The organism is Nonomuraea sp. NPDC049141, assembly GCF_040648415.1.
In the GTDB taxonomy this organism is placed as follows: Bacteria; Actinomycetota; Actinomycetes; order Streptosporangiales; family Streptosporangiaceae; genus Nonomuraea.
The window spans coordinates 1-2,341 of the sequence record NZ_JBEZDR010000134.1; the positions used below are offsets into that span (position 1 = coordinate 1).

The 2,341-nt window shown below is 69.3% G+C and carries 3 protein-coding genes; all 3 read right to left on the minus strand.

Features of this window, described 5'->3' with window-relative positions; translation table 11 throughout:
- A partial coding sequence (locus AB0B91_RS65155) for a hypothetical protein (RefSeq protein ID WP_358343027.1) occupies positions 1–260 on the minus strand: 260 nt, incomplete at its 3' end.
- 93 nt (positions 261–353) lie between these two features.
- Positions 354–662, minus strand: coding sequence for a hypothetical protein (locus AB0B91_RS65160; RefSeq protein WP_357663022.1), 309 nt, complete (start codon positions 660–662; stop codon positions 354–356).
- Between the two features lie 15 nt (positions 663–677).
- Positions 678–2,300 (minus strand): sodium:solute symporter family protein, encoded by a 1,623-nt coding sequence (locus tag AB0B91_RS65165; protein WP_358343029.1) that lies wholly within the window; start codon positions 2,298–2,300, stop codon positions 678–680.
- Positions 2,301–2,341: the final 41 nt, after the last annotated feature.

Genomic DNA, 2,341 nt, shown 5'->3' on the forward strand with positions numbered 1-2,341 from the left:
AGTCTATGGAACCCGTCGAAAGTTTCATTGGACCGGCCCACCTCCTGTCGGGTGCCGGTGCCCGTCGCACCGGTGCCGGCGGCGTACGGGTCGCCGATCAGCTCGTCGCGACCCGCCTCGTCCCCGGGCCCGGTGAACGACGGAGTGTCGCGATCGGCGCCGCCCCCGGTCATCAGCTGCGCGATGCCGGTGTCGTCCTCGGCCGCCGCAGCCATCTCCGGGCTCTCCTCCAGCGGCCGGTCACGGTCACGATCCGTCATGTCGCTGCCCTCCCGTCACCAGGTGGTGTCTCCTGATCCCGCTGGCGTACCCGGCGTGGCGGTGCCCATGCCGGATACCGGCGGTGGGACGGCTCAGCGCTCCTCCTCGGAGGTCTCCGCCGGCTCGACCGGGTTGCGCCACTGCCAGAGCAGCATCAGCACGCCGAAGACGAGCATGCCGAGGCCCGCCCAGAGGTTGATCCGGACGCCCTGGGCCTTCTGTACGGCGGAATCGCCGTCGAAGATCCCGATCAGGGTGACGATCGCCCCGTACGCGGTGAAAAGGCCACCGATCACCCGGCGGATGTCGAACAGCCGGGCGGCGGACGAGCGGCGGCGGGCCTCCTCGGTGGCCTTGACCGAGCGGTCGTGCCCGTGCGGGTTGAGGTTGTCCATGCTCATGGCGAGGACCCCTTCCTAGAAGAACGGCACGTAGAGCAGGAGGGAGAGCGCGACCGCGATCAGGCCGAGCAGCACCGGCGAGCGCCACCAGACGGCGTCCCCGGTCAGCACGTCGCCCTCCACGTCGACGGCGCCCATGCCGTAGACCAGCCCGCGCAGGTCCTCGTCGCGCTTCTTCGCGGTGAACGGCGTGACGACGGCCGCGACGACGGCCGCCGTGACGAACGCGATGCCGGCGCCCCAGAAGCTCTCCTCCAGGTCCGAGTTGAAGTGCACCACCCCGGCCTTGTAGAGCAGGTAGGTCGCCAGCGCCGCCAGGGTGCCCAGGAGCAGGGAGAGGAAGCCGGCCGCCGCGCTCATCCGGCGCCAGAACATGCCGATGATGAAGGTGGCGAACAGCGGCGCGTTGAACAGCGAGAAGAGTGCCTGGATGTAGTTCATGATGTTGCTGAACCCGGCGGCGATGAACGCGGTGCCGATGCCGACCAGCACGCCGCCGACCGTCGCCCACCGACCGATGCGGATGTAGTAGTCGTCGGGGCGGTCCCGGCGCACGTACTGCTGCCAGATGTCGTAGGTGAACACGGTGTTGAAGCCGCTCACGTTCGCCGCCATGCCGGCCATGAACGACGCGACCAGGCCGGTCACCGCGATCCCGAGCACGCCGTTGGGGAGCAGGTCGCGCATCAGCAGGGGGATGGCGTTGTTGTAGACCAGGTCGCCGCTCTCCGCGCCGAGGCCCTGCACCGTCACCAGGGCGACCAGGCCGGGGATGACCGTGACCACCGGGATGAGCAGCTTCGGGTACGCGGCGATGATCGGCGTACGCCGCGCGGCGCTCATGTTCTTGGCCGACAGCGCGCGCTGCACCTCGGCGAAGTTGGTCGTCCAGTAGCCGAAGGAGAGCACGAAGCCGAGGCCGAAGACGATGCCGATCCAGTGCGCGCCGAGCGGGTTGTCGGTGCCGCCGGTGTCCTGCCAGGTGTGCAGCCCCGCCTCGCCCAGCCTCGACTCGCGCACCGCGTCCATCAGGCCGGCGACGCCGCCCACCTTGACCAGTCCCAGGATCGTGATCGGCAGCAGGCCCGCGATGATCACGAAGAACTGGAGCACCTCGTTGTAGATCGCCCCGGAGAGGCCACCGACGGTGATGTACGCCAGCACGATCAGCGCGCCGATCACGATGGCGACCCAGAGCGGCCAGCCGAGCAGCGCCTGCATGATCAGCGCCAGGGCGTAGAGGTTCACCCCGGCGATGAGCACCTGGGCGACGGCGAAGCTGAGCGCGTTCAGCACGTGGGTGGGGCGGTTGAAGCGCAGCCGCAGGTACTCGGGCACGCTGCGGACCTTCGAGCCGTAGTAGAACGGCATCATCACGATGCCGAGGAAGACCATCGCCGGCACGGCGCCGATCCAGTAGTAGTGCAACGTCATCGCGCCGTACTGGGCGCCGTTGGCGGCCATGCCGATGATCTCCAACGCGCCGAGGTTGGCGGAGACGAAGGCCAGGCCGGTCACCCAGGCGGGCAGGGAGCGCCCGGAGAGGAAGAAGTCGACGCTGGTCTTGATGGCCCGCCGGGCGGCGAAGCCGACGCCGAGCACCGTGACGAAGTAGAGCGCCAGGATGCCGTAGTCCAGGACGCCGCGCGGCCTCGGCCAGCTCCAGGGTGAACCGGCCG

Bases quoted from the DNA above. Each gene is read 5' to 3' on its own strand.
- AB0B91_RS65160 (WP_357663022.1), bottom strand. From the start codon at position 662: ATGAGCATGGACAACCTCAACCCGCACGGGCACGACCGCTCGGTCAAG.